This is a genomic window from Paracidobacterium acidisoli, from assembly GCF_003428625.2.
GTDB lineage: Bacteria > Acidobacteriota > Terriglobia > Terriglobales > Acidobacteriaceae > Paracidobacterium > Paracidobacterium acidisoli.
Genome location: NZ_QVQT02000002.1, coordinates 765,892 through 789,724, shown reverse-complemented (window position 1 = coordinate 789,724; position 23,833 = coordinate 765,892). Strand labels below are relative to the sequence as shown.

Here is a 23,833-nt window from a genome sequence, read left to right as displayed (position 1 = left end):
TGCTCCAGGAAGCCGGGGTGCAGAAGCTTCGCAGGGATGTCATACAACCTGAAGCTTATGGCAAGCGCTTACGGAGCTGTTCAGCTCACAGAAGTGCTCCACAGGAGCGAATCAAACGAACCATCGCGCTCAGGAGCGAATCAAACGAACCATCGCGCTGTTGAAAATTGTCCGGCGCGAGTTCCGCCGAACTTAAATCGAGTTATGTAACGACCTGGAATCCAGCCTCTGCAACATGGCCTTGAAATACATCCTGTCTCGCGTCAGCAAGACCCGGTAGAAGCCCCCGGCAATCGGGGCCCCCGGCGAACAATGTTCGCTGGGGTGATCTTTAGCCGGGGGAATGAAGATGTGAGAAAGGCGGGCTTCAGCCCCGGGCCTGTCTTATCGGACACAGATTCGCATCCTGACCGGCAGACCGAAAAGAAAAGCCTGCCGAGCCCTACCCGCCTCTGAGACCCGCCGCAGTGGTATCGTTAACTCCCGTGGAAACCTGCGGTATCGATACCATGCGCCGAATCGTCCTCTCCCTCATCGCCATCGTCCTTCTCGTCGGCTCCGCCTCCGCCGCCCACGCCGCCGGCCATACCGTCGTCTTCTGGCAGTCCGGCTTTCCCTCCGCCGATGCGCCCGCACCCTCCGAGTCCGCCCTGCGCTCCGCCTTTGCCGCTGCCGATTTCCGCAACGCCGCCAGCCTTGCCCCGGCCCTCGACAGCGCCGATACCGACCTCCTCGTCCTGCCCTACGGCTCCGCGTATCCTGAGGCCGCCTGGCCGGCCATCCTCCGCTACCTCGACCGCGGCGGCAACCTCATCGTCCTCGGCGGCAAAGCCTTTACCCGCGCCGCGTATCAGGACGCCTCCGGCTGGCACCTCCGCGCTCCCTCCGTTGCCCAGTCGCTCGAGCTCTTCATCCACGACTACCAGCAGACCCCCGGCTCCGCCGGCCTGACCTTCACGCCCAATGAGGATGTCACCCCGCAGCTCCCCTCCTTTTCATGGAGCCGCGCCTTCAGCCCCGTCCTGCGCCTCTCCGTCGTCGAAAAGTACCACCGCGACGGCTCTACCGGAGACGAAGACGCCGACCTCACCACCCTCGCCTGGGGTGAGCGCGACGGCCACAAGCTCGCCGCTCCTGTCTACGAAATCGACCACAATACGTACCGCTTCATCGGAGGCCGCTGGCTCTTCGTCGCCTGCGATCCCGATGCGTCCTTCTTCAGCAACACGCAGCTTCTCGCCGAGCTCGGCGCGCTCGCCACGCGCCGCTCCGACCGCTTCACCTTCCGCCCGCGCCTGCCGCTCTTTCTCCCCGGCGAGGCCCTCGAGTTCCGCTTCACGCCCTCCGATCCGCTCACCCCGCAGCCCTCGGGCGATCAGCTCCGCATCCGCGTCACCGCCGAGCAGGGAGGCACCCCGTACGAAGCCACCCTCCCCGCCGATTCCGCGCATCCCGTCACCCTCCCGCAGAGCGCCGAGAGCGGCAGCGGCCTCCACACCGTCGTCGCCACCCTCCTCCGCGACGGCAAACCCCTCCGCACCGACCGCTCCGCCTTCTGGATTCGCGACTGGAGCTACCTGCTCTCCGGCCCGAAGCTCACCGTCGGCCCCGACTACTTCCAGCTCGACGGCAAGCCTCTGCCCGTCGTCGGCACCACCTACATGTCGAGCGATGTGCAGCGTCTCTACCTCATGCGTCCCAACGCGTACGTCTGGGACCACGATATGGCGCAGATCCGCGCCGCCGGCCTCGACATGATCCGCAGCGGCCTCTGGAGCGCCTGGGACCCCGAGCTCGCCGCCAACGGCCAGGTCAGCGAAGACGCCCTGCGCACCATCGAGGCCTTCCTCATGTGCGCCCGCCACAACCATCTGCCCGTGCAGTTCAACCTCTTCGCCTTCCTGCCGGAAAACCTCGGCGGCCTCAACGCCTACCTCGACCCCACCGCCCTCCGCGCCCAGTCGCTTTACGTCAGCTCGCTCGCCCGCCGCTTCCACGACGTGCCTTTCCTGGCCTGGGATCTCATCAACGAGCCCAGCGCCAACAGCAATCTCTGGAAGACTCAGCCTGTCGGCGACCCCTTCGAGCAGGCCGCCTGGCGCGCCTGGCTGAAGCAGCGCTACCCCGATCCGGCCACCCTCTTCGACGCCTGGGCTGAGCCTTCTTACGGCATGGGCCGCCAGCTTCAGCCGCAGACCGGGAGCATTCCACCCGAGACCGCGGCCGCCGATCCCTACGCCCTCCCGAAGGCCGGAGCCTTCGGTTTCGACAGCGTCCGCACCGGCTATAATCCGCTCAAAGTCTATGATTATTACCTGTTTACACAGGATATCTTCGCTGACTGGGTGAGAAAGATGCGCAATCTGATTGAATCCACAGGATCAACACAACTTATCACCGTTGGCCAGGAAGAAAACGGCGTCGGAAATCGCCTCTCCCCGGCTTATTTCTCGCAGCTCATCGACTTCACCGCCGACCACACCTGGTGGGACTTCGACGGCTCGCTCTGGGCCTCTCTCGCCGCCAAATTCCCCGGCAAGCCCATGCTCATTCAGGAGACCGGCGAGCAGCAGCGCCTCTTTGAAGACTCGCACCTCCGCCTCACCGCCCAGGAAGAGGGCTGGCAGCTCGAGCGCAAAATCGCCATGGCCTTCGCCCAGGGAACCGGCGCGCTCGAGTGGGTCTGGAACGTGAACAGCTACATGGCCAACGACAATGAGATCCCTATCGGAGCCGTCCGTCCCGACGGGACCGAAAAGCCGGAGGCCGAAGTCCTCTCCGCGTATGCCGCCTTCATCGCGAAAAGCCCCGGCAGCTTCACCCGCATCACCCTGCCCCAGGTCACCCTGGTCACCTCGCAGGCCATCCAATATAGCAACATGAACCCCCAGGCTCAGGACGTGCAGAAGAAAGCACTCCGCGCCCTCGCCTACTACGACCACACCCCGGCGCGCATGCTTCCGGAAAACCGTCTGGCCGAGCTGGGCTCACCAAAGCTCGTCATCCTGCCCGCCGCCCAGGCCCTCACCGACCGCGCCTGGCAGCAGCTCCTCGACTACGCCGCCGCCGGAGGCACCCTCCTCGTCAGCGGTCCTGTCGCCTGGAACGAGCACTGGCAGACCGTCAACCGCCTCGCCTCGCTCCACGCCGATGCCCCTGGCCTCGAAGCAAAGATCCTGCCCCTCGATGTCCGCCAGTCCACCCTCGATCTCCCCGGCGAAAAACCCATCGACGTCAGCTTTCCGACCATCATTCAGCAGTTGCCGCTCCAGGTCCTGCGCTTCGCCGACGGCAAATCCGTCGAGTCCATCCCTCACGGCAAAGGCCGCATCCTCTGGGCACGCGATCCCGTCGAGTTCGCCGAGGGCTACGACGCCACCGCCGCGCTCTACCGCTACGCACTCGCCCAGGCCGCAGCCGCCGCGCCCTTCCGGCAGGTCACCCCGCTCTCGCCCGGTGTCCTCGCCTTTCCCACCGTGCTCGACGACGCCGTTCTCTACAGCTTCAGCAATGAGTCGCTCGACGCGCAGCCCATCGACCTGACCGATGCGCTCACCGGAGACCGCATCCGCTTCACCCTCGCCGCCCAGCGCGGAGCCATGCTCCTCCTCGATCGCCGCAGCGGAGCCGTTCTCGCCGCGTACGGACCCGCTGCCGCAACCCCCGCCACAATCAAAGCCAGGCTGGGAGAAGGAAAGCCCGACACGCACCCCAGCCGCCACCGCCCCGCCGCATAACGCAGACCTCCGGATACCGCGTGTCCCGTATCCGTCTTTCCGGACATGGGGCCGGAAACTCTTCCTTTCATCCAGAATCCCGCCACGCCATCCCAACTTCCTCTTTGTCATCCCGAATCCTTACTGTTGTCATCCCGAGCGAAGTCGAAGGATCTGCGGTTGTTGATGAAGTGGCTGTTCGCAGGGATCAGGGTGCCCCATCTTCGCCGCCCGTTGTTGGCGGCTAAGGTGGGAAGCCTTACCACTTCCCAGGCATCCCGGATGCCATGTCCTGTGTGCGTTTTGTATCAGGGCACGGCTTCAGCCGTGCCGAAAAAGATATCTGAAAGAGGGGCTTCAGCCCCTGTGCGACATAGCCACGGAACACATATCCTCTCGCGTCAGCGAGACCCGGTAGAAGCACCGGGCTTTAGCCCGGTGAATCAGGGTACGGGAAGAAAGGGGCTTCAGCACCGGCTCCCCAAAACATGAACCCGGGTGCCGGATTGCCCCATGTCCGGATCTTCGGATATGGGGGCAGAATCCCCACTCTTGTCATCCCGAGCGCAGCCGAGGGATGACAGTGAGACCGGCGAGCAAAAGAAAAACCCCGGTCCATGTTCTGGCCGGGGTGGAGGTAGGTGATACCTAAGAGACTCTCTCAGACTAGGTTCCCGTCTGACATCTGTCATGAGAGCGGCGATGGGTTTTTATGTCCAACCTAAGGTGGACATTTTCCGGCTATCAGCCGCCTCCTTCATTTGTCCGCCAGCGTACACTGCCGTTCGTTTATGGACAGCATCACGCGCCGCCGCCACCGGCATACCCTGCAAAATCAAACATTTTGCTGCAAATCTGCACCATTCCGAATGGCTGTCCGTCTGCATTCTGTACAAGTGGCTCTCTGGCTTCTGCTCCGAGCCAGCCCACGGGAACGAGGTACGCCGTGCAGAATCTGCTCCAGCACCTTCGCTTTGCTCTGCGCATGCTGCGCAAGCATCCGGGAATGACCATCACCGTCCTGCTCACCCTGGCCCTCGGCATCGGAGCCAACACCGCTATCTTTACCGTCGATTACGCCACGCTGCTCGCGCCACTGCCTTATCCGCAGCCCGACCAGCTGGTCATGGTCTGGTCGAAGATTCAGACCTACCACAACAGCGTCTCCGCCGGAGACTTCACCGACTGGAAGCGCCAGGCCACCTCCTTTCAGGATCTGAACGCCTGGACCGGCGGCCAGTTCAATATCTCCACAAAGAATCAGCCCGAGTACGTTGAGGGAACGAAGGTCACCGTCGGCATGCTTCAGATGACCGGCAATCCCTTCTTCATGGGCCGCGGATTTCTCCCCGAAGAAGGCCAGGAAGGGAAGGACCACGTCGTCGTGCTCACCCACAAGCTCTGGGCGCGGCTCGGAGCCAACCCGAACATCCTCGGTACCACCCTCAGTCTCGACGGAGCGCCCTACACCGTAGTCGGTGTCGAGGCTCCCGGAATGGCTGATCGCTCCGACGCGCAGCTCACCGTTCCGCTTGTCTTTAAGCCGGAACAGTTAAACCATGACTTTCACTTTCTTCTGGTCATGGGGCGTCTCAAGCCCGGCGTCACCATCAAACAGGCCCAGCAGGACATGAATGCCGTCACCACCCATATCGCTCAGCAGTACCCGAAGAGCGACAAAGGGTGGGGCTCCTTCGTCGAGCCGCTGAAGAACGACTTTCTTCCCAGTGACCGCAAGATGACCCTCTGGCTCCTCCTCGGCGCCGTCGGCTTCGTGCTCCTCATCGCCTGCGTCAATGTGGCCAACCTGCTCCTTGCCCGCAGCATGACCCGGCAAAAGGAGCTGGCTGTGCGCAGCGCCATCGGTGCCTCTCCCGGCACTATCTTCGCGCAGCTCCTCACCGAAAGCCTGCTTCTCGCCTTCATGGGCGGCATTCTCGGCATCGGAGTCGGCTATGCCATGCTGCACGGCCTTATCGCCGTCATGCCCAACGGAACCCTCCCCACCGAGGCCGACCTGCGCCTCAATCTGCCCGTGCTCCTCTTCACCCTGGGAGCCACCACCCTCGCCGGTCTGCTCTTCGGATGCGTGCCCGCTCTGCTCGCCGCCCGTGTCGATCCCGCCGAAGCTCTCAAGGAGGGCGGCCGCAGCGGCACCAGCCGTGAGCGCCACCGCCTGCGCCGCATCCTGGTCGTCGGCGAGTTCACCCTTGCGCTCACCCTGCTCGCCGGAGCCGGCATGGTCATCCACAGCTTCTGGAACCTCACCCGCGTCGACCTCGGCGTCACCATCGATCACGTGCTCACCTTCGGCCTGCCCGTCCCCGACAGCCGCTCCAACGACCCGGCCTCGATCGTTGCCTACTACCACCGCATTCTCGGCGCCATCGACGCCGTTCCCGGAGTCTCCCACGCCGCCGTCATGACCGGTATGCCCCTCGAAGGCACCTACTTCGGCATGCCCTTTACCCTCGCCGGAAAGCCCGCCTACTCCGACCTCTCGCAGCGTCCCAACGCCGGCTTTGAGATGGTGACGCCCGACTACCTCAAGACCTTCGACATCCGCCTCATCCGAGGCCGTGCCTTCACCGATCAGGACACCGCATCGAGCGTGAAGGTCGCCATGGTCAACGAGGACTTCGTGAAGGAGTTCCTCAAAGGCGTCGACCCGCTCCAGCAGCGTGTCGTCGTCGAGCAGCTCATCCCAGGTGTGACAAAGCTCGGACCTCCCGTCGAATGGCAGATCGTCGGCGTCATCCACAACGTGCGCAGCAACGGCTTCCGCAAAGACTATCCGGAGATCGATATCCCGTTCTGGCAGATCCCCTGGCCCTCCGCCTCCATCGGCGTGCGCACCGCCGAAGACCCCGCCTCGATGACGAAAAGCATCGCCGCCGCCATTCATGCCGTCGATTCGCAGATTGCGCTCGCGCAGCCTCAGACCCTCGAGCAGGTCCGTGACACCGTGCTCTCCAATGACCGCTTCACCGTCGTCCTCTTCGTCACCTTCGCCGCTATCGCCCTGCTGCTCGCGGCCCTCGGCATCTACGGCGTCATGGCCTTCGCCGTCCTCCAGCGCTCGCATGAGATCGCTCTGCGCATGGCTCTCGGAGCCACCCAGGGCGGCGTCATCGGCCTCGTGCTGCGCGAGGGCTTGCTGCTCGCCTGCGGCGGTCTGGGACTCGGCCTGATCGGCGCCTTCTTCGTCGGCCGCGCGCTCAAAAGCACCCTCTTCGGCGTAGGTGCGCTCGATCTCTCGGCCTTCGCCGCCGTCGGCTTCATTCTGCTTGCCGCCGCGCTCTTTGCCTGCTACTTTCCGGCCCGCCGCGCCGCTTCGGTCGATCCCATGCGCGTCCTCCGCACGGAATAAACAACAAGGCCTGTCTCCGCAGCAGGGAAGACATAGCGCCGGAGCTTTCTCTGCCGCGATTTCCGTGCATGCGAAAACCGCTCTGCCAGGAAGCATTCCGATGCCTGGCGGCCGTGCCATGTGCTCGACATAAGAGGCTGCCGGACAATGCTTTACCGCAGTCTTCGGGCTCTCCTATAATCCGCTGATGTTCACCCTCAGCGAAATAGCTCCGGAGACCTACAGAATCTCTGTCTTCGTCCCGCAGATCAATCTGGCATTCAACCATTTTTTAGTGAACGACGATGAGCCGCTGCTCTTTCACGCCGGACTGCGGGGCATGTTCCCACTGCTCCGGGAGGCGGTCGCCAGGGTGATCGATCCAGCCGCACTTCGATACATCGGCTTCAGCCACTTTGAGTCGGATGAGGTAGGCGGCCTCAATGAATGGCTTCAGATCGCCCCCCAGGCTGAGGCCGTCTGCGGCCTGGTCGGAGCGATGGTTAGCGTCAACGACTATGCGATCCGGACGCCGAAAGCGCTCGCGCCGGAAGAAACGCTGAGCACCGGCAGACACCGCTTCCGGTTTTTGCCGACGCCCCATCTTCCGCACGGATGGGATGCCGGGCTGCTCTTCGAAGAAACGAACCGGACGCTGTTCTGCTCCGACCTGTGCGTCCAGGGGGGTGACCGGGAGCCCCTCGCGACCTCCGGATTTATCGAGCGCTGCCGCGAAGACCTGATCGCCGGAGAAGGCGGCCCGTTTGCCGGAGCCACACCCTATACGCATCGGACGGGAGACATTCTGAGGAATCTGGCCGGCCATCAGCCGCAAACGCTGGCCGTGATGCATGGCTCCAGTTATTCCGGCAATGGAGGACAGGTACTGACTGAGCTTGCGACCGTCCTGCGAGAGGTCCTCGGCCCCGCCGAATCCTGAGGGATGTCCCCACCGGCCGGTACCCCATGTCCGGATTTTCGGACATGGGAATGAACACTCTTCTCCCACGTCATCCCAGCCTCCCCTTGTCATCCCGAGCGAAGCCGAGGGATCTGCAGTCGGTGGAGTGTTCGCAGAGTCCCGGGTGCCCCATCTTCGCGAACCGGGGTCCCCGGCGTACGCGGTGTTCGTGCGCTGGGGCGGAGAAGCCAGGATGGGAAGCGAAAGGTGTGAAGCCTTACCGCTTTGTATCAGGGCACGGCTTCAGCCGTGCCGAACCAGCCTCAAAAACCAAAGGGCTTCAGCCCCTGCGCAACATAGTCACGGAATATATCCCATCTCGCGCCAGCGGGACCCGGTAGAAGCCCCCGGCAATCGGGGCCCCCGGCGAACAATGTTCGCTGGGGTGATCTTTAGCCGGGGGAATTGATCGCCCAAAGAAAGAGGGGCTTCAGCCCCGGACCGCTACTCGGCCACCGTCATCGTTGCATGCAGCGGCGGCTCCGCCGACGAAGGACCGGCGAGAATCCTGTACTCGCCCGGCAGCAGCTCGAAGCTGTTTTTGTCCGTGTTGAAGATCGACAGATACAGCGGGTCCACCTTCAGCGTCACTGTCTTCGACTCGCCCGGATCGAGTGCCACGCGCTGCCACGCTACCAGCCGTTTGAACGGCTCATCGGCCTTCGCCGGAAGCTCCGCGTACACCTCGGCAATCTCCGTGCCCGCCACGCTGCCCGTGTTCTTCACCTCGAAGCTCACCGAGCGCTCCTGCGCGTTGGCCTTCAGGTTTGAATACGCATAGGTCGTGTACGAGAGCCCGTAGCCGAACGGAAACAGCGGCGTCCTGTGCTCCGACTCATACCACTTGTAGCCCACCCGCGCGCCTTCCGTGTTGTAATCGGCATCGAAGCGCGGCAGCTCTTTATGGTCAGGGTTTCCCGGAACCGCCTTCTCTTTCAGCCCGATCCCCGGAACCTCCGGATGCGGAAGCTGATCGTCGCTCTTCGCAAACGTGACAGGCAGCTTGCCCGATGGATTCACCTGTCCGAAGAGCAGGTTCGCCAGCGACTGCGCCCCGCCAATGCCCGGATACCACGCCTCCACAATCCCCGCCACGCGATCCGCCCACGGCATCGTCACAGGTCCGCCTGTCTCCAGCACCACAATCGTGTGTGGATTCGCCGCCGTCACCGCCTCCACCAGCGCATCCTGGTCATCCGGCAGCGAGAGCGTCTTCGCGTCTTTTCCTTCGATCATCGGCTGATTCACAAACACAATCGCCACCTGCGACTGCTTCGCCAGCGCCGCCGCCGCGGCCACATCGGTGCCCGCGTTAAACTCCACCGCCGCATGCGGAGCCTGTCTGCGAATCTCCTTCAGCGGCGAGGAAGGGAAGTACACCGCCTCACCCCACTTCATCGTTCCCGGCTGCGGATCGGCCGCATTGCCCCCCGGCGCGTCCACCTGCGCCGAGCCGCCGCCCGACAGCACGCCCACGTCCGCATGCGATCCGATCAGCGCAATCGACTTCACGCCGCCATCGAGGGGCAGAAGATGCTCCGCATTCTTCAGCAGCACAATGCTCTCGTTCGCAATGCGCTCGGCATCGTCGCGTCCGCGGAACGGGTCCACCACCCTGCGCGGAAACGGCGGATGATCGATCACGCCCGCCGCGAACATGCTGCGCAGCACGCGGTGATCCATGTCCTCCAGGCGCGACATCGGCACCTGGCCGTTCTGCACCGCCGCCTTCAGCGGCGCGGCAAACCACGCATCGTTGTCGTCATGCTCCTGATCGTCCGGATGGTTCGGCCCCGGCTCCTCGTTATCCAGCCCCGCCAGCGCCGCCTTCACCGTGCTGTGCGTGCCCATCCAGTCCGAGACCACAAAGCCCTTAAAGTCCCAGTCCTTCTTCAGCACCTGGTTCAGCAGGTAGTCGTTCTCGCACGAGTAGTCGCCGTTCACGCGGTTGTACGAGCACATCACCGCCGAAGGCGTCGCAATCCCGATCGCAATCTGAAAGGCCAGCAGGTCCGACTCGCGCATCGCCCGCTTGCCCAGAACGGCATTCACGATCGTGCGGCCCGTCTCCTGGTCGTTCAGGGCATAGTGCTTGATGTCGTTCATCACCTTCTCATCCAGCACGCCCTTTTCCACGTTGCCGACCATCGTGCCCGCCAGCACCGGGTCCTCGCCCGCATACTCGAAGTTGCGCCCGTTGCGCGGCTCGCGCGTAATGTCCACGCCGCCGCCGATCGACATGTTGTATCCCTGGTCGCGCAGCTCGCGCCCAATCACCGAGCCGTACAGATGCGCCGCCTCCGGGTCCCAGCTGCTCGCCGCGCCCAGCACCGAGGGCAGCAGCGTCGCATAGCGGCTCTCTCTCGCCGCCAGCCGCACGCCCACCGCCGAGTCCGCCATGTTGATCCCCGGAATCCCCAGCCGCGGAATCCCCTGCACATAGCCCGCTCCCTCATTCGACCCCTCGGCAATCGGAGATCCGTCCTTGAGCGCGCCCCATCCCGTGCCGTGCACCAGATCGAGCTTCTCATCGAGCGTCATCGCTTTGATCACCAGATCCGCGCGCTGGTCGGGAGTCAGAGATGTATTCATCCACGGCCGGTCCGCAGCCGCGGTGGACGCGGTCTGAGCAGGGCTCTGCGCTGTCGCGGCAGGAAGAGAAAGCAGGCCCGCGGCAGCAAGCGGACAAAAGGCAGTAAGGATCGAGCGGCGAAGTCGCATGAAGCTCCAGTCGTTAGGGTTGCCGTCCCATGCTATTGACCGCACTCAGTGCCAGTCAAGCTCAAACGATTTAGCAGGCATCTGCAACTGCTCCACCACGTACTGCTTCACCACTTCAGATCAGCCCCGGGCCCTGGGTGCCCCATGTCCGGATTTTCGGACATGGGAATGAATACTCTTTCCCTCGTCATGCCTTCCTCCTTGTCATCCCGAATCCTTACTGTTGTCATCCCGAGCGAAATCGAGGGATCTGCATTTGCCTCTCATGAATGGGCTGTTCGCAGAATCGGGCGCCCACCTTCGTGAACTGGGGTGGAGAACGCAGTGAAACACAGCGGAGGGATCTGTTTTTCTTACACTTGCGAAGAATCGGGTGCCCCACCTTCGCGAACCGGGGTCCCCGGCGCACGCGGTGTTCGTGCGCTGGGGTGGAGAACCGGGTCCCCGGCGAACAAAGTTCGCTGGGGTGGAGAAGCTAAGGTGGGAAACGAAGCGAAAGATGAAAGGCTTCACTGCTTTGTATCAGGGCACGGCTTTAGCCGTGCCGAACCAGCCTCAAAAACTAAAGGGCTTCAGCCCCTGTGCGACATAGCCACGGAACACTTCTCGTCTCGCGTCAGCGAGACCCGGTAGAAGCACCGGGCTTTAGCCCGGTGACAAAAGCATCAAAGAAAAGAGTGGCTTCAGCCCCGGAAAGCCGCGTTTACGACTGCTTCGCTTCGAGCTCCGCCCACCGCGCAAACAGCGTATCCACCGCCTGCTGCGCCGCTTCTGCCTCCGCCAGCGCCGTCTGCAGCTTTGCCGCATCCGTCACCACAGCGGAGTCCTCAAGCAAAGCGCGCTTCCCGCGCAGAATATCTTCCGCCTCGGCAATGCGCTCTTCGATCGCCGCCCACTCGCGCGCTTCCAGATACGAGAGCTTCTTCTTCGCCGTCTGCGCCGCCGCCCCGCCCGAATTCGTAACAGTGGATCTGTCATTTTCCGCGCGCAGGCTCTTCTTTGCGGCGGAAGCCTGTTCCGCCTGCCACGTCTCCCACTGAGAGTAGTCCGCAAAGGCCGCGGCCTCGCCGCGCCCGTCCAGCCCCAGCACCACATTCGCCACGCGATCCAGCATGTAGCGGTCGTGCGTCACCAGCAGCACCGAGCCCGGATACTCGAGCAAACTCTCTTCCAGAATCTCCAGCGTCGGAATATCAAGATCATTCGTCGGCTCGTCCAGAATCAGCAGGTCCGCCGGCTGCAGCATCAGCCGCGCAATCAGCACCCGCGCCCGCTCGCCGCCGCTCAGCCTTTCGACGGGCTGGTTGAGCTGCTCGCCCGTAAACAGAAACCGCGACGCCCACGACGCCACATGAATCACGCGATCCTGATACACAATCGCATCGCTGTCCGGAGCCAGCGCCCTCCGCAGCGTCTGGTTTCCATCCAGTCTCCGGTTCTGCTCGAAGTACGTCACGCGCAGCAGGTTCGCTCGCCGGATCGTGCCTTCTTCCGGCTCCAGCTCGCCCGCAATCAGCCGCAGCAGCGTCGTCTTGCCGCTGCCGTTCGCTCCCACCAGCCCCAGCCGCATCCCCGCCGTCACTGCAAAATTCAGATTCGAAAAAAGCGCCCGCCCGCCGGCCGAATACCCAACGCCTTCCAGCTCCACCAGCCGCTTCGTCTGCCGCTCCGTCGCCGTAAAGTCGATGCCTGCCGTCGCCGTGCGTCCCCGCGACTGCATCGCGGCGAGGTCGCCGATCAGCTCGTTGGCCTTGTCGATGCGTGCCTTCGATTTCGTGGTGCGCGCCTTCGGTCCGCGCCGCAGCCACTCCATCTCCACCTTCACGCGGTTTTCGAGCGCCTCCTGGCGCTTCGCCTGCGCCTCCAGAAACTCTTCCTTGCGCTCCAGAAACGTGCTGTATGTGCCCGCCGTCCGCAGCATCCCCGAAGGATACGCGCGGTCCAGCTCCGCCATGCCCGTCGCAAAATTCTCCAGGAAATAACGATCGTGGCTCACAATCACGCACGCAAAGCCCGACTGCCGGATCAGCTCCTCCAGCCACTCGATGCCCGCCAGATCCAGATGGTTCGTCGGCTCGTCCAGCAGCAGCAGGTCCGGCTGCTGCACCAGTCCCTGCGCAATCGCGAGGCGCTTTTTCCAGCCGCCCGAAAGTGTAACCGCCTCGGTATCAAATTCGATCAGGCCCGCTTTACCCAGCGTAATCCGCAGCCGCGACTCCCGGTACGCCTCCGCAACCCGCGCCCGCCGCAGCCCCTCTTCCACCACCGAGCGCACCGTCTCGCCCGGAGCGAACTGCGAATCCTGCTCGATGTACACCATCCGCGCGCCCGAGCGCAGCGTCACCGCGCCTTCGTCCGGCGGAATCTCTCCCGCCATCATCTTCAGCAGCGTCGATTTGCCCGACCCGTTCGGCCCGATCAGACCAATGTGATCGCCCTCGTTCACCGTGAACGAGATATCGCGGAAGAGCGGAGCGGCTCCAAAGGCCTTCGTCAGATTTTGCGCGTTGAGAATCAGCAAGCTGTCTTCACCATGCGGTCTTCGCCGGAGCAGGGAAGCCGCCTTCGTCCGTTTCGCACTTCACGCAGCCGAGCACGCTGCCCAGATGCTCTCTGCGTCCCTCTTCGCTCACTACCCAGGGCCGCAGCTCCCACGGAGGCCGGTGCCGCACATGCTGCGTATGCCCGCACGCCAGATCGGCCACCCAGTCGCCATGCTCGTCCTGGTGAAAGCCCGTAATCACCTGCGGCAGCCCGCGCATTCCGGCCATCGGTCCTAGCGCGCCGCCGCCGCAGCCTGCTGATACTCCTCGTACGGCCCCTTGAAGTCTTCGATCGCGCCGCCATCGAAGTGCCAGATGCGCGTGCCGACTTCATCGATCAGGTCGTGATCGTGCGTCACCAGCAGCACCGTGCCTTCATACTTCTGCAGCGCCACGTTCAGCGCGTTGATCGATTCCAGATCCAGGTGGTTCGTCGGCTCGTCGAAGATCAGCAGATTCGGCTTCTGCAGCATCAGCTTGCAGAACAGCAGCCTCGCAGCCTCGCCGCCCGACAGCGCCGCCGTCTGCTTCAGTCCCTCTTCGCCGCGAAACAGCATCTGCCCGAGAATGCCGCGAATCTCTTCCTTCGTCACCTTCGGGTCCCACTGGTGCAGCCAGTCGGAAACCGTCAGCCCATGCTCAATGATCCCCGTGTGATCCTGCGGGAAGTACCCGATCTGCACCTCGTGCCCCCACTTCACGCTTCCCGCGTCGAGCACGAAATCCTTCTCCGCAAAATCCGGCTGGCTCGCCAGCAGCGCCTTCAGCAGCGTTGTCTTGCCCTGCGCGTTGCGTCCCATCAGCGCGATCTTTTCGCCGCGCATCACGCTCGCGCCAAAGCCGTCAATCACCACCTGGTCGCCATACGTCTTGCGCAGACCTTCGAACTCCATCGCATGCTTGCCCGACGGCCTTACCTGGTCGAAGCGGATATACGGGCGCTGAATATTCGACCGCGCCAGCTCCGTCGTCTGCAGCCGCTCCACTTCCTTCTTGCGGCTCGTCACCTGGCTTGAGCGCGTTCCGGCGGCAAAGCGCGCGATGAACTCGTTCAGCTGCGCAATCTTCTTCTCGCGCTGCTCGTTCTGCGACTCCAGCCGTGAGCGAATCTGCGTCTTCGCCACCACCATCTCGTCATACCCGCCCGTGTAGGTAATGATCGTCTGGTAGTCGATATCCGCCGTGTGCGTCGTCACGCTGTTCAGAAAGTGCCGGTCGTGCGAAATCGTGATCAGCGTGCCTTCAAACCGGATCAGAAAATCCTGCAGCCAGTGGATCGAGTCCAGATCCAGGTGGTTCGTCGGCTCGTCCAGCAGCAGTGCCTGCGGCTTGCCGAACAGCGCCTGCGCCAGCAACACGCGCACCTTCTGTCCGCCCTGCAGCTCGCCCATCCTGCGCTCGTGCAGCTCATCGGAAATATCCAGCCCCTGCAGCAGAATCGCCGCATCGCTCTCCGCCGTGTAGCCGTCCTCTTCGCCGACAATGCCTTCCAGCTCGCCCAGCCGCATGCCGTCGTCGTCCGTCAGCTCGGCCTTCGAGTAGATCCGGTCGCGCTCTTCCATCGCCGCCCACAGCGGCTTGTTGCCCATGATCACGGTGTCGATCACGCGGTACTCGTCGAAGGCAAATTGATCCTGGCGCAGCACGCCCAGCTTCTTCGGCCGCACCACATTGCCTTTCTGCGCGTCCAGCTCGCCGGTCAGGACCTTCATGAACGTCGACTTGCCCGCTCCGTTCGGCCCCGTCAGCCCGTAGCGGCGGCCGGGAATGAAGGTTACGCTTACGTCCTCGAAGAGGATCTTCGCGCCGTAGCGCATGCTTATATTGCTGACGGAAATCATGGTTCTCTCTGTATGTTGCAGGGTGGCGCGCGGGTTCCGGCCCGCCCGCGATATTCAGACAGATACGCCGGGAAGGGGCCTCGCTCAGCCCCGACGGTAAACCGCTCCCAATATGCGTTGTCTTGTATAAGGATACCAGTTTGGAGCCAGGCAGGAAGACATCGCCCCGCACATGTCCGCATGAATCGCTTCGTATCAGGCATCCCCAGGGTGCCTATCCTTCGCGAACCGGGGTGCCCCATCTTCGCCGCCCGCCGTTGGCGGCTAAGGTGGGAAGCTAAACCCCATTTCGGCCGCACCATAAAATTCTGGATGCCCCATGTCCATCCCTTCGAACACGGGACTGAAAACTCTTTCCTTGTCATCCCAGATCCCTCCTTTGTCATCCCGAGCGAAGTCGAGGGATCTGCAGTTGCTTTTATGAGACTGGATGCTCGCAGGACCAGGGTGCCCCACCTTCGCGAAGCTAAGGTGGGCGGGCCAAATCTGCCGGGCTCGCAAAAAATCGTCCCCCCAAACTTTTCGCGGAACTTTTCCTGAACCAGCCCCGTACTCCTGTGGCACAACCACAGAGAGTTGCGTTACTCTCCTGTGGTTACCGCACAGGAGAGCTGCATGGGAGACTCCAAACTCGATCTGCTTCAGGGAACCCTCGACCTCATGGTGCTGCAGACCCTCTCCGCCATGGGCGAGCAGCACGGCTACGGCATCGCCCGCCGCATCGAAGAGGTCAGCGGCAACGAAGTCCTGCTCAATCAGGGAACCATCTATGCCTCGCTCGTCCGCCTGCAGCAGCGCGGCTGGATCTACGCCGCCTGGGGCACCTCCGACAACAATCGCAAAGCAAAGTTCTACTCCATCACCCGCGCCGGCCGGAAGCAGCTCGCCGAAGACACCTCCTACTGGCAGCGATTATCCGGAGTCATGGGCCGTGTGCTGGCCATGCAGAACGAAGGCGGAGCAAAATGAGCGGCCTCCTGCGCTGTTTGCTCCAGCGCACGCGTGCCTTCCTCGGCCGCAAGCCGCTCGACGACGATCTCGACGCCGAAATGGCCACCCACCTCGAATTCGCCGTGGAGGAGAATCTCCGCCGCGGCATGTCCGCAGAAGAAGCGCGCCGCCAGGCGCTCATCCGTTTTGGAGGCATCATGCAGGCAAAAGAGCAGCACCGCGAGACCCGCGGCCTTCCCTGGCTCGACATCCTCGGGCAGGACGTGCGCTACACCCTCCGCACCCTGCGCCGCGACAGCATCTTCACCATCGTTGCCGTGCTCATCCTCGCCCTCGGCATCGGAGCCAACATCGCCGTCTTCAGCGTCGTCAACGCCATCCTGCTCCGCCCGCTGCCCTTCCGCAATCCGGATCGGCTCGTCCGCATTCTCGAGAAAGATCCGAAGGGCGGCGAATCTTCGATGACCTATTCCGTCGACGCCACCCGCGAAATCCAGCAGCGCAATCACTCCTTCGCGTCCGTGACCGGCTACTTCGCCTTCACCGGCCCCGACAATTTCAAGCTCACCGGCCGCTCCGTGCCGCTGCCCGTCACCGGACTTCTGGTCATGACCAACTTCTTTCAGACCCTCGGCGTCGAGCCCGAGCTCGGGCGTCTCTTCACATCCGAAGAAGGCCTCCAGCACGCGCGCCCCGTCGTCCTGCTCAGCCACGCCTTCTGGAAGAGCCGCTTCGCCGCCAACCCCTCCATCATTGGACAGGCCGTCAGCTTCAACAACACGCCCGTGACCGTCATCGGTGTTCTGCCCGAGAGCTTCGACTTCGGTTCGGTCTTCGCGCCCGCCTCCAAAGTCGATATGTTCGTCCCCTACATCGAAGAAGATTTTCGCCATGATGGAAACGACCTCGCTCTCATCGCGCGCATGAAGCCCGGCGTCACCCTCGGCGCCGCGCAGGCCGAGGCCGATGAGCTCTTTCCCACCCTCGACTTCGATCTCACGCATCCCGAGTACAAGCCCGGCTACACCGGCCGCATCTACGGCCTGAAGGACTACGTCAGCGGCCGTATCCGCCGCTCGCTCATCGTGCTCTGGTGCGCCGTCGGCCTCATCCTGCTCATCGTCTGCGTCAACCTCTCCAGCCTTCTGCTCGCGCGCGCCGCCTCGCGCAGCAGGGAATTCGCCATGCGCACCGCGCTCGGCGCGGGCCGCGGACGGCTCGTCCGCCAGCTCCTCACCGAGAGCCTCATCCTCTCCTGCGCCGGCTCGCTCGCCGGCCTCGGTATCGCCTTCTCTCTCACCACCTGGCTCGCGCATCAGGGCTCCATCGCTCTGCCGCTGCTCAGCAGCGTGCGCGTCGATGGCCGCGCCCTTCTCTGGACGCTCTTCGTCGCCATCGCCGCCGCGACCCTCTTCGGCCTCGCCCCCGGTCTGCGCATCTCGCGCGTCAATCTGCAGGAGGCTCTCAAAGAGAGCGGCCCCAGCACCAGCGAAGGCCGTAAACGCGACCGCCTCCGCTCCGTGCTCGTCGTCTCTGAGGTGGCGCTCGCCTGCGTTCTTCTCATCGGTGCCGGTCTGCTGCTGCGCAGCTTCCTCCGCGTCCTTGATGTCGATTTAGGCTTCCAGCCCAGCCAGGCCGCCGCCATCAGCGTCGACTACGACGACGGCAACAGCGCCGACAAGCGCTCCGCCATCTGGCAGGAGGTCATCCGCCGCGTCTCCATGCTCCCCGGCGTCGAGACCGCCGGCATCTCCGACAATCTGCCCATGAGCCGCAACCGCAGCTGGGGCATCAGCGCCAAAGGCGTCCTCTATCACGAGGGCGAGCTGCAGGCGACCTTCGTCTACATCGTGTCCCCCGGCTATCTCCGCGCCATCGGCATGCGCCTCATCGAAGGCCGCGACATCAGCTGGGACGACAGCCCCAAAAGCCAGAAAGTCGTCATCATCAATGAGACCGTCGCCCACAGGCTCTGGCCCGGCCAGGACCCCATCGGACGCATCGCCAGCGTCTCCGGTACCGACGCCCGCGTCATCGGCGTCATCGCCGACGTGCATGAAAGCAGCGCGGAGAACAGCGCAGGCTGGCAGATGTACCTGCCCGCCACCCAGTTCGGTCCTGAAGGCGCACAGCTCGTCGTGCGCAGCAAGCTGCCGCCCTCATCGCTCGCGTCCGGCATCATGAGCACCCTGCGCTCCATCAATCCCGGCCAGCCCGCGACCGAATTCCGCCCCATCCAGGGCATCGTCGATCACGCCACCTCGCCGCGCCGCTTCTTCGTCCTTCTCGTCGGAGCCTTCGCCGCGCTCGGACTCATCCTCGCCTCGCTCGGCATCTACGGCGTCATCGCATATTCGGTTACGCGTCAGACGCAGGAGATCGGCATCCGCATGGCCCTCGGCGCCAGCCGCTCCCGCGTCCAGCTCGGCGTTATCCTGAAGACTCTGTGGCTGGCCCTCGCCGGCATCGCCGCCGGCACCGTCATCTCGCTTGCTCTCGCCCGCGCCATCGCCTCGCTGCTCTTCGGAACCGCGCCCACCGACCTGCTCACCTACGCCGGCATGGCTCTGCTGCTCGTCGCCGTGGCTCTGCTCGCCGGATACATCCCCGCCTTCCGCGCCTCGCGCATCAACCCGCTCGTCGCCCTGCGCGGAGAGTGAACCCAGCCGGGGAATCGGCTGCAGCTTCTCACGAGTGGGGCGTTCGCAGAATCCGGGTGCCCCATGTCCGGACTTCCGGACATGGGAATGAAAACTCTTTCCCCTTGTCACCCCGACCGAAGCGGAACGCAGTGAAGCGCAGTGGAGGGATCTGCATTTCCCCCTCCGTAGAATCAGGGTGCCCCACCTTCGCGAACCGGGGGTCCCCGGCGAACAAAGTTCGCTGGGGCAGGAAGCTAAGGTGGGAGGAAATATCCGAATCGGGTTTCCGTCTCGCGTCAGCGAGACCGGTAGAAGCCCCCGGCTTTAGCCGGGGGATAAAAGCGTGCAAAAAAAAGGGGCTTCAGCCCCGGCTCACGCCACCTGATTCTTCAGCGTGCCGATCCCTTCAATCGTGATGTGGATCGAATCCCCGTGCGCCAGCGTGAACGAGTCCGGAGGAACGATCCCCGTGCCTGTCATCAGAAAGCATCCCTTTGGAAAGCTGTTGTCGCGGAACAGATACTCCACCAGCGTCTTCGGATCGCGCTTCAGCTCCGTCAGCGCCGTCTCGCCCGCAAATGCGGCCCTGCCGGCGCGCAGAATCTCCACGCTGATCCGTGTCTCCCGCTTCGGCATCTCGCGGCTCAGCAGAACGCACGGACCCAGCGCCGCGCTGCCGTCATACACCTTCGCCTGCGGCAGATACAGCGGGTTCTCGCCTTCGATATCGCGCGAGCTCATATCGTTGCCGATCGTGTAGCCCACAATCTTTCCTGTCCGGCTCACCGCCAGCGCCAGCTCCGGCTCCGGAACCGACCACTTCGCGTCCGTGCGAATCCTCACTTTGCCGCCGTTGCCCACCACCGCCGGCCCATTCGCCTTGAAGAACAGCTCCGGCCGCTCCGCCGAATACACGCGGTCGTAAAAGCTGCCGCCGCCCGCGTCCTTCGACTCTTCCATGCGCGCATTGCGGCTGCGGTAGTAGGTCACTCCCGCCGCCCACACCGGCTGGTTCTCCACCGGAGCCAGCAGCGTCTCCTCGCCCGGCTCTGCCACGGCCGCGCCTGACTTCGCCGCCGCCAGACACACATCGTACACATCGTCGCGGGCAATCAGCTCATCCCACGAGCTGCCTTCCACGCGGTAAAACGCTCCCTCGGAAGCGACAAAATTGCCCTCACGGCTGCGATACAGTTTCATAGATCTCCGGCCTCTCCGTTTGTGTTTGTGTCCATCGCGTTCGCGGCAGCCAGCCGCGCCACAATCCGTTCCGTGTCGTACACACATCCGCCCCACACGCCGCCGCTCGCCTGGATCAGCGCCGCCCACAGCCGCGTATCGTCCGGCAGCCTCGGGTGCGGAGCCAGGTCCTCGCGCGGCCCTCGCAGCGCCAGCCGCCGCGCGCCCTCTTCCGCGCTGAAGCTCTCCTCGCCCTCGCCCACCAGATTCACCGTGCCCGTCATGCCTCTGCGGTCCACCACAATCTCGATCACATCGCCCTCGCGCACCCGTCCCACCGGACCGCCCGCCAGCGCCTCCGGCGACACATGCCCCAGGCACGCGCCCGTCGACACGCCGCTGAAGCGCGCATCCGTGATCACCGCAACATGCCTGCAGAAGGGAAGCTGCTTCAGCGCCGACGTGACCTGATAGATCTCCTCCATCCCCGCCCCCATCGGTCCGCCGCAGATCAGCACCATCACATCGCCGTGCCCCACCGCTCCGTTCTTCAGCGCCTGAATCGCCGCCGCCTCCGACACAAACACCCTTGCCGGTCCTGTATGGCGGTACACCTCATCCGCATCCACCAGTGACGCATCGATCGCCGTGCTCTTGATCACCGAGCCCTCCGGCGCCAGGTTCCCCGCCGGGAAGCACACCGTCGCCGTCAGCCCGCGCTCTCTCGCCCGGTCCGGAGACATAATCACGTCGTCCGCGTCGATCCCGTCCTGCTCGCGCAGCTCCTGCTTCAGCCGCCTCCGCCGCTCGCTCTGCTCCCACCAGTCCAGATTCTGATCCAGCGTCTGTCCCGTCACCGTCAGCACGCTCGTGTCCAGCAGCCCCGCTGCCCGCAGATGCAGCATCACCTCCGCCACGCCGCCGGCCAGAAACACCTGCACCGTCGCAAACCCCCGCGGCCCGTTCGGCAGCGCATCCACCAGCCGCGGAATCTCCCGGTTGATCCGCGTCCAGTCCGCGACCGTCGGCCGCCGCAGCCCGGCTGAGTACGCAATCGCCGGCGTGTGCAGCAGCAGGTTCGTCGATCCGCCGAAGGCCGCGTGCAGCACCATCGCATTCTCGATCGCCGCATCTGTCAGCACGTCGCGCATGCCCACGCCCGTCTGGTGCATCCGCAGCAGCGCCCGCGCCGACCGCGCCGCCGCATCCAGCCAGATCGGCTGGCCCGAAGGAGCCAGCGCCGAGTGCGGCAGCGCCATCCCCAGCGCCTCCGCCACCACCTGCGACGTCGCCGCCGTGCCCAGAAACTGGCAGCCTCCGCCCGGCGACGCGCACGCCCTGCATCCCATCTCCGCCGCATACTCCAGCGTGATCTGCTGCTGCGCATAGCGCGCGCCGATCGTCTGTACCTTGCCCGCGTCCTCGCCGTTCTCCGGCAGCAGCGTCGTGCCGCCCGGAACCAGAATCGCCGGCCGCTCGCCCGACGACGCCAGCGCCATCATCATCGCCGGCAGGCCCTTGTCGCAGGTCGCCACGCCCATCACGCCTTTGCGTGTCGGCAGCGAGCGCATCAGCCGCCGCAGCACCGTCGCCGCATCGTTGCGGTAGGGCAGGGAATCCAGCATCCCGTCCGTGCCCTGCGATCTTCCGTCGCACGGGTCCGTGCACGCGCCGGCAAAGGGAATCGCCTGCAGCGACCGCAGCTCCTGCGCCGCCTTCTCCACCAGCAGCCCCACCTCCCAGTGGCCGGTGTGAAAGCCCAGAGCAATCGGAGTCCCGTCCGCTGCCCGCACGCCGCCATGCGTGCTCAGAATCAGAAACTCCGGGTCCAGCAGCCGCTCTGCGCTCCAGCCCATCCCCGCATTCTGGCTCAGGCCGAAGAGATTCCCCGAAGGCTGCGTCAGCAGCATCTGCGGCGTCAGCGGCAGCAGCCCGCCCGGTCCCGGCGCATGCGTCCGCACCGTGACCGCATCGGCCCCGGAGCTCTCCAGCACGCTCACAATCGAAAGTGGTTCGACCTTCATATCTCCTCTGAAAATCCCTGACAGCAGCGCTTCATATTCCCGAGGTACGTGACCCCACGTTCATATTTCCGGCCATGGACATGAAACATCTTTCCCGGAAAACGAAACCTCTTCCCTTTGTCATCCCGGCCGGACCAGAATTCTCCGGGTTTGTCATCCGATCCGAAGGTGAGATAAGAGTTTTCGCTTTGTATCAGGGCACGGCTTCAGCCGTGCCGTATCGGTCTTAAATCTGGACGGGCTTCAGCCCCTGTTTGCCCGGATACTCCTATCTGCATTTTTCCTTACCTAAGAACGAAACCTCTTTCCCTTTGTCATCCCGGCCGAAGCGCGAAGGGTGGGAATGAAAAACCGGGAACCCAGCCTTTCAGTGCAGCTCCGCAAGCTGCGCGGAAGAGAGCCCGTCATCCAGCGGCTTCTTCCGCGGCAGCAGCAGAATCAGCATGCCTGAGAGCACGAGCGAGACCGACATCAGCAGAAACCCGTCCCGCGGACTTCCCGTCTTCGCCTGCAGCAGACCCACCAGCCAGCTCCCCACAAACGCGCCCAGCGCGCCCGAGCTGTTCACCGCCGCGACCACCTCGGCCGCGACGTTCTTCGGAACGATCTCCGGAATAATCGCGAAAAAAGGCCCATACGGCGCATACATCATGCCGCCCGCCACCACCAGCCCGCAGTACGCCAGCCAGAAATCGTGTCCCGACAGCAAATACGAGCTCAGCAGCGCAATCCCCGACAGCACCAGCGCCGGCCAGATCAGCCCCGCCCGCCGCAGCGTCCGGTCCGACAGCCACGACACCGCAATCATCAGCAGAATCGCCAGCAGGTATGGCACCGCGCTCAGCAGCCCCGTCGCCTCAATGCCGACCGAGGCGCCCATCCGGATCGTCTCCGGCAGCCACAGCACAAACCCGTACACGCCCACGCTCCAGCAGAAGTACTGCAGCGACAGCAGCAGCACCTCCGGCCGCACCAGCGCCGCGCCCACATTGGCAATCTTCGGCAGCGCCGTCTGCTCCTGCGCCAGCCGCTCTTCGAGCGAGCGCGCCGCCGCGCTCGTCAGCCACGGAGCATCCGCCGGCCGGTCGCGCGCCGTCGCCAGCCATATAAACGCCCAGACAATCGACGGCACGCCCTCCAGAATGAAGGTCATCTGCCATCCGAAGGCATGAATCAGATAGCCCGTAATCGCCGACATCCACAGCACCGTCACCGGATTGCCCAGGATCAGCAGCGTATTCGCCCGCGACCGCTCCTCGCGCGTGAACCAGTGCGTCAGCAGCGTGATCATCGCCGGCAGAATCAGGCTCTCCGCCACGCCCAGCAGCAGCCGGTCCGCCGCCAGCAGCCAGAAGTTGCGGATCACGCCCGTCAGCGAAGCGAACAGCCCCCAGCTGATCAGGCTGAAGCACACCAGCCGCGTCGCGCTCCGCCGCCGCGCATACGAAGCTCCCGGAATCTGAAACAGGAAGTAGCCCAGAAAGAACAGCGAGCCCAGCAGCGCCGTCTGCGATCCGGTAATGTGCAGCGTATCCGCCAGCCCCGCCGCCGCTCCGAAGCCGTAATTGGCCCGGTCGACATACGCCAGACTGTAGGTGATGAAGACCGCCGGCATCAGAAGGACCCAGCGTCTGCGAAGCGTGCTCTTCTCCGCTTCGTTGCTTCCGGCAATGGTACGTTGCAAAGCTGGCTCCCCGAGTGTCCCGTCGCGCGGGCGGTCCCACCGTCAGCGCGGGACAATTCTACAGGCGCGATTTCTCAATATGCAATTCGGATTGCGCATCCGGCAGCACATCCGCGCCCTTGTATCGCTCCGGAATCCGGCCTGCGTTCAGCATAGCCGAAACCCGCGCCGCCGCGCCGCGCCCGTACCCGGTAGCGGGAAAACCCCATGTTTCCCGCTCTG

Annotated in this window: 12 protein-coding genes; 5 read left to right on the top strand and 7 right to left on the bottom strand. The window is 64.1% G+C overall.

Annotated features, from left to right (window positions below; all coding sequences use genetic code 11):
- Positions 1 to 509 precede the first annotated feature (509 nt).
- The 3 genes from D0Y96_RS20595 (at position 510) to D0Y96_RS07075 (ending at position 8,005) form a co-directional block, all read left to right on the top strand.
- Positions 510 to 3,737, top strand: a complete 3,228-nt coding sequence (locus D0Y96_RS20595) for a type 1 glutamine amidotransferase family protein (RefSeq protein WP_147324958.1) — start codon at positions 510 to 512, stop codon at positions 3,735 to 3,737.
- 925 nt (positions 3,738 to 4,662) lie between these two features.
- Positions 4,663 to 7,086 (top strand): ABC transporter permease, encoded by a 2,424-nt coding sequence (locus tag D0Y96_RS07080; protein ID WP_117298613.1) that lies wholly within the window; start codon positions 4,663 to 4,665, stop codon positions 7,084 to 7,086.
- Positions 7,087 to 7,273: 187 nt separating this feature from the next.
- Positions 7,274 to 8,005 (top strand): oxygen-binding di-iron domain-containing protein, encoded by a 732-nt coding sequence (locus D0Y96_RS07075; protein WP_117298612.1) that lies wholly within the window; start codon positions 7,274 to 7,276, stop codon positions 8,003 to 8,005.
- Positions 8,006 to 8,470: 465 nt separating this feature from the next.
- On the opposite strand, the gene D0Y96_RS07070 is transcribed toward D0Y96_RS07075, so the two are convergent.
- The 4 genes from D0Y96_RS07070 to D0Y96_RS07055 all read right to left on the bottom strand — a co-directional run bounded on the left by D0Y96_RS07070 (position 8,471) and on the right by D0Y96_RS07055 (position 15,131).
- Entirely contained in the window at positions 8,471 to 10,747 is a 2,277-nt protein-coding gene (locus tag D0Y96_RS07070; protein ID WP_117298611.1) for a beta-glucosidase family protein, read from the bottom strand.
- Positions 10,748 to 11,450: 703 nt separating this feature from the next.
- Positions 11,451 to 13,268: an ABC-F family ATP-binding cassette domain-containing protein gene (locus D0Y96_RS07065; RefSeq protein ID WP_117298610.1), complete on the bottom strand. Its 1,818-nt coding sequence runs from the start codon at positions 13,266 to 13,268 to the stop codon at positions 11,451 to 11,453.
- Between the two features lie 7 nt (positions 13,269 to 13,275).
- A complete protein-coding gene (locus tag D0Y96_RS07060; protein WP_252263533.1) occupies positions 13,276 to 13,518 on the bottom strand; it encodes a DUF3565 domain-containing protein in 243 nt (80 codons plus the stop codon).
- Positions 13,519 to 13,523: 5 nt separating this feature from the next.
- Positions 13,524 to 15,131, bottom strand: coding sequence for an ABC-F family ATP-binding cassette domain-containing protein (locus D0Y96_RS07055; protein ID WP_117298609.1), 1,608 nt, complete (start codon positions 15,129 to 15,131; stop codon positions 13,524 to 13,526).
- 615 nt (positions 15,132 to 15,746) lie between these two features.
- On the opposite strand from D0Y96_RS07055, the gene D0Y96_RS07050 reads away from it, so the two are divergent.
- Both D0Y96_RS07050 and D0Y96_RS07045 read left to right on the top strand, forming a co-directional pair.
- On the top strand, positions 15,747 to 16,100 hold the full coding sequence (locus D0Y96_RS07050; protein ID WP_117298607.1) for a PadR family transcriptional regulator: 354 nt from the start codon (positions 15,747 to 15,749) through the stop codon (positions 16,098 to 16,100).
- On the top strand, positions 16,097 to 18,742 hold the full coding sequence (locus tag D0Y96_RS07045) for an ABC transporter permease (RefSeq protein ID WP_117298606.1): 2,646 nt from the start codon (positions 16,097 to 16,099) through the stop codon (positions 18,740 to 18,742). Before D0Y96_RS07050 ends, D0Y96_RS07045 begins: the two co-directional genes overlap by 4 nt.
- A 354-nt stretch (positions 18,743 to 19,096) precedes the next feature.
- Here the strand turns inward: D0Y96_RS07045 and D0Y96_RS07040 are convergent, their stop codons facing one another.
- The 3 genes from D0Y96_RS07040 to D0Y96_RS07030 form a co-directional block, all read right to left on the bottom strand.
- Positions 19,097 to 19,924: a fumarylacetoacetate hydrolase family protein gene (locus tag D0Y96_RS07040; protein ID WP_117298605.1), complete on the bottom strand. Its 828-nt coding sequence runs from the start codon at positions 19,922 to 19,924 to the stop codon at positions 19,097 to 19,099.
- Positions 19,921 to 21,927 (bottom strand): YjhG/YagF family D-xylonate dehydratase, encoded by a 2,007-nt coding sequence (locus D0Y96_RS07035; RefSeq protein ID WP_117298604.1) that lies wholly within the window; start codon positions 21,925 to 21,927, stop codon positions 19,921 to 19,923. The genes D0Y96_RS07040 and D0Y96_RS07035 overlap by 4 nt, the downstream gene beginning before the upstream one ends.
- Positions 21,928 to 22,294: 367 nt before the next feature.
- Entirely contained in the window at positions 22,295 to 23,611 is a 1,317-nt protein-coding gene (locus tag D0Y96_RS07030; protein WP_252263532.1) for an MFS transporter, read from the bottom strand.
- Positions 23,612 to 23,833: the final 222 nt, after the last annotated feature.

What these genes read in the sequence shown, in the direction of transcription:
- D0Y96_RS07070 (WP_117298611.1), bottom strand. Translation starts at nt 10,747, where the DNA reads ATGCGACTTCGCCGCTCGATCCTTACTGCCTTTTGTCCGCTTGCTGCC.
- D0Y96_RS07045 (WP_117298606.1), top strand. Translation starts at nt 16,097, where the DNA reads ATGAGCGGCCTCCTGCGCTGTTTGCTCCAGCGCACGCGTGCCTTCCTC.
- D0Y96_RS07035 (WP_117298604.1), bottom strand. Translation starts at nt 21,927, where the DNA reads ATGAAGGTCGAACCACTTTCGATTGTGAGCGTGCTGGAGAGCTCCGGG.
- D0Y96_RS07075 (WP_117298612.1), top strand. Translation starts at nt 7,274, where the DNA reads ATGTTCACCCTCAGCGAAATAGCTCCGGAGACCTACAGAATCTCTGTC.
- D0Y96_RS07050 (WP_117298607.1), top strand. Translation starts at nt 15,747, where the DNA reads ATGGGAGACTCCAAACTCGATCTGCTTCAGGGAACCCTCGACCTCATG.
- D0Y96_RS07060 (WP_252263533.1), bottom strand. Translation starts at nt 13,518, where the DNA reads ATGGCCGGAATGCGCGGGCTGCCGCAGGTGATTACGGGCTTTCACCAG.
- D0Y96_RS20595 (WP_147324958.1), top strand. Translation starts at nt 510, where the DNA reads ATGCGCCGAATCGTCCTCTCCCTCATCGCCATCGTCCTTCTCGTCGGC.
- D0Y96_RS07055 (WP_117298609.1), bottom strand. Translation starts at nt 15,131, where the DNA reads ATGATTTCCGTCAGCAATATAAGCATGCGCTACGGCGCGAAGATCCTC.
- D0Y96_RS07040 (WP_117298605.1), bottom strand. Translation starts at nt 19,924, where the DNA reads ATGAAACTGTATCGCAGCCGTGAGGGCAATTTTGTCGCTTCCGAGGGA.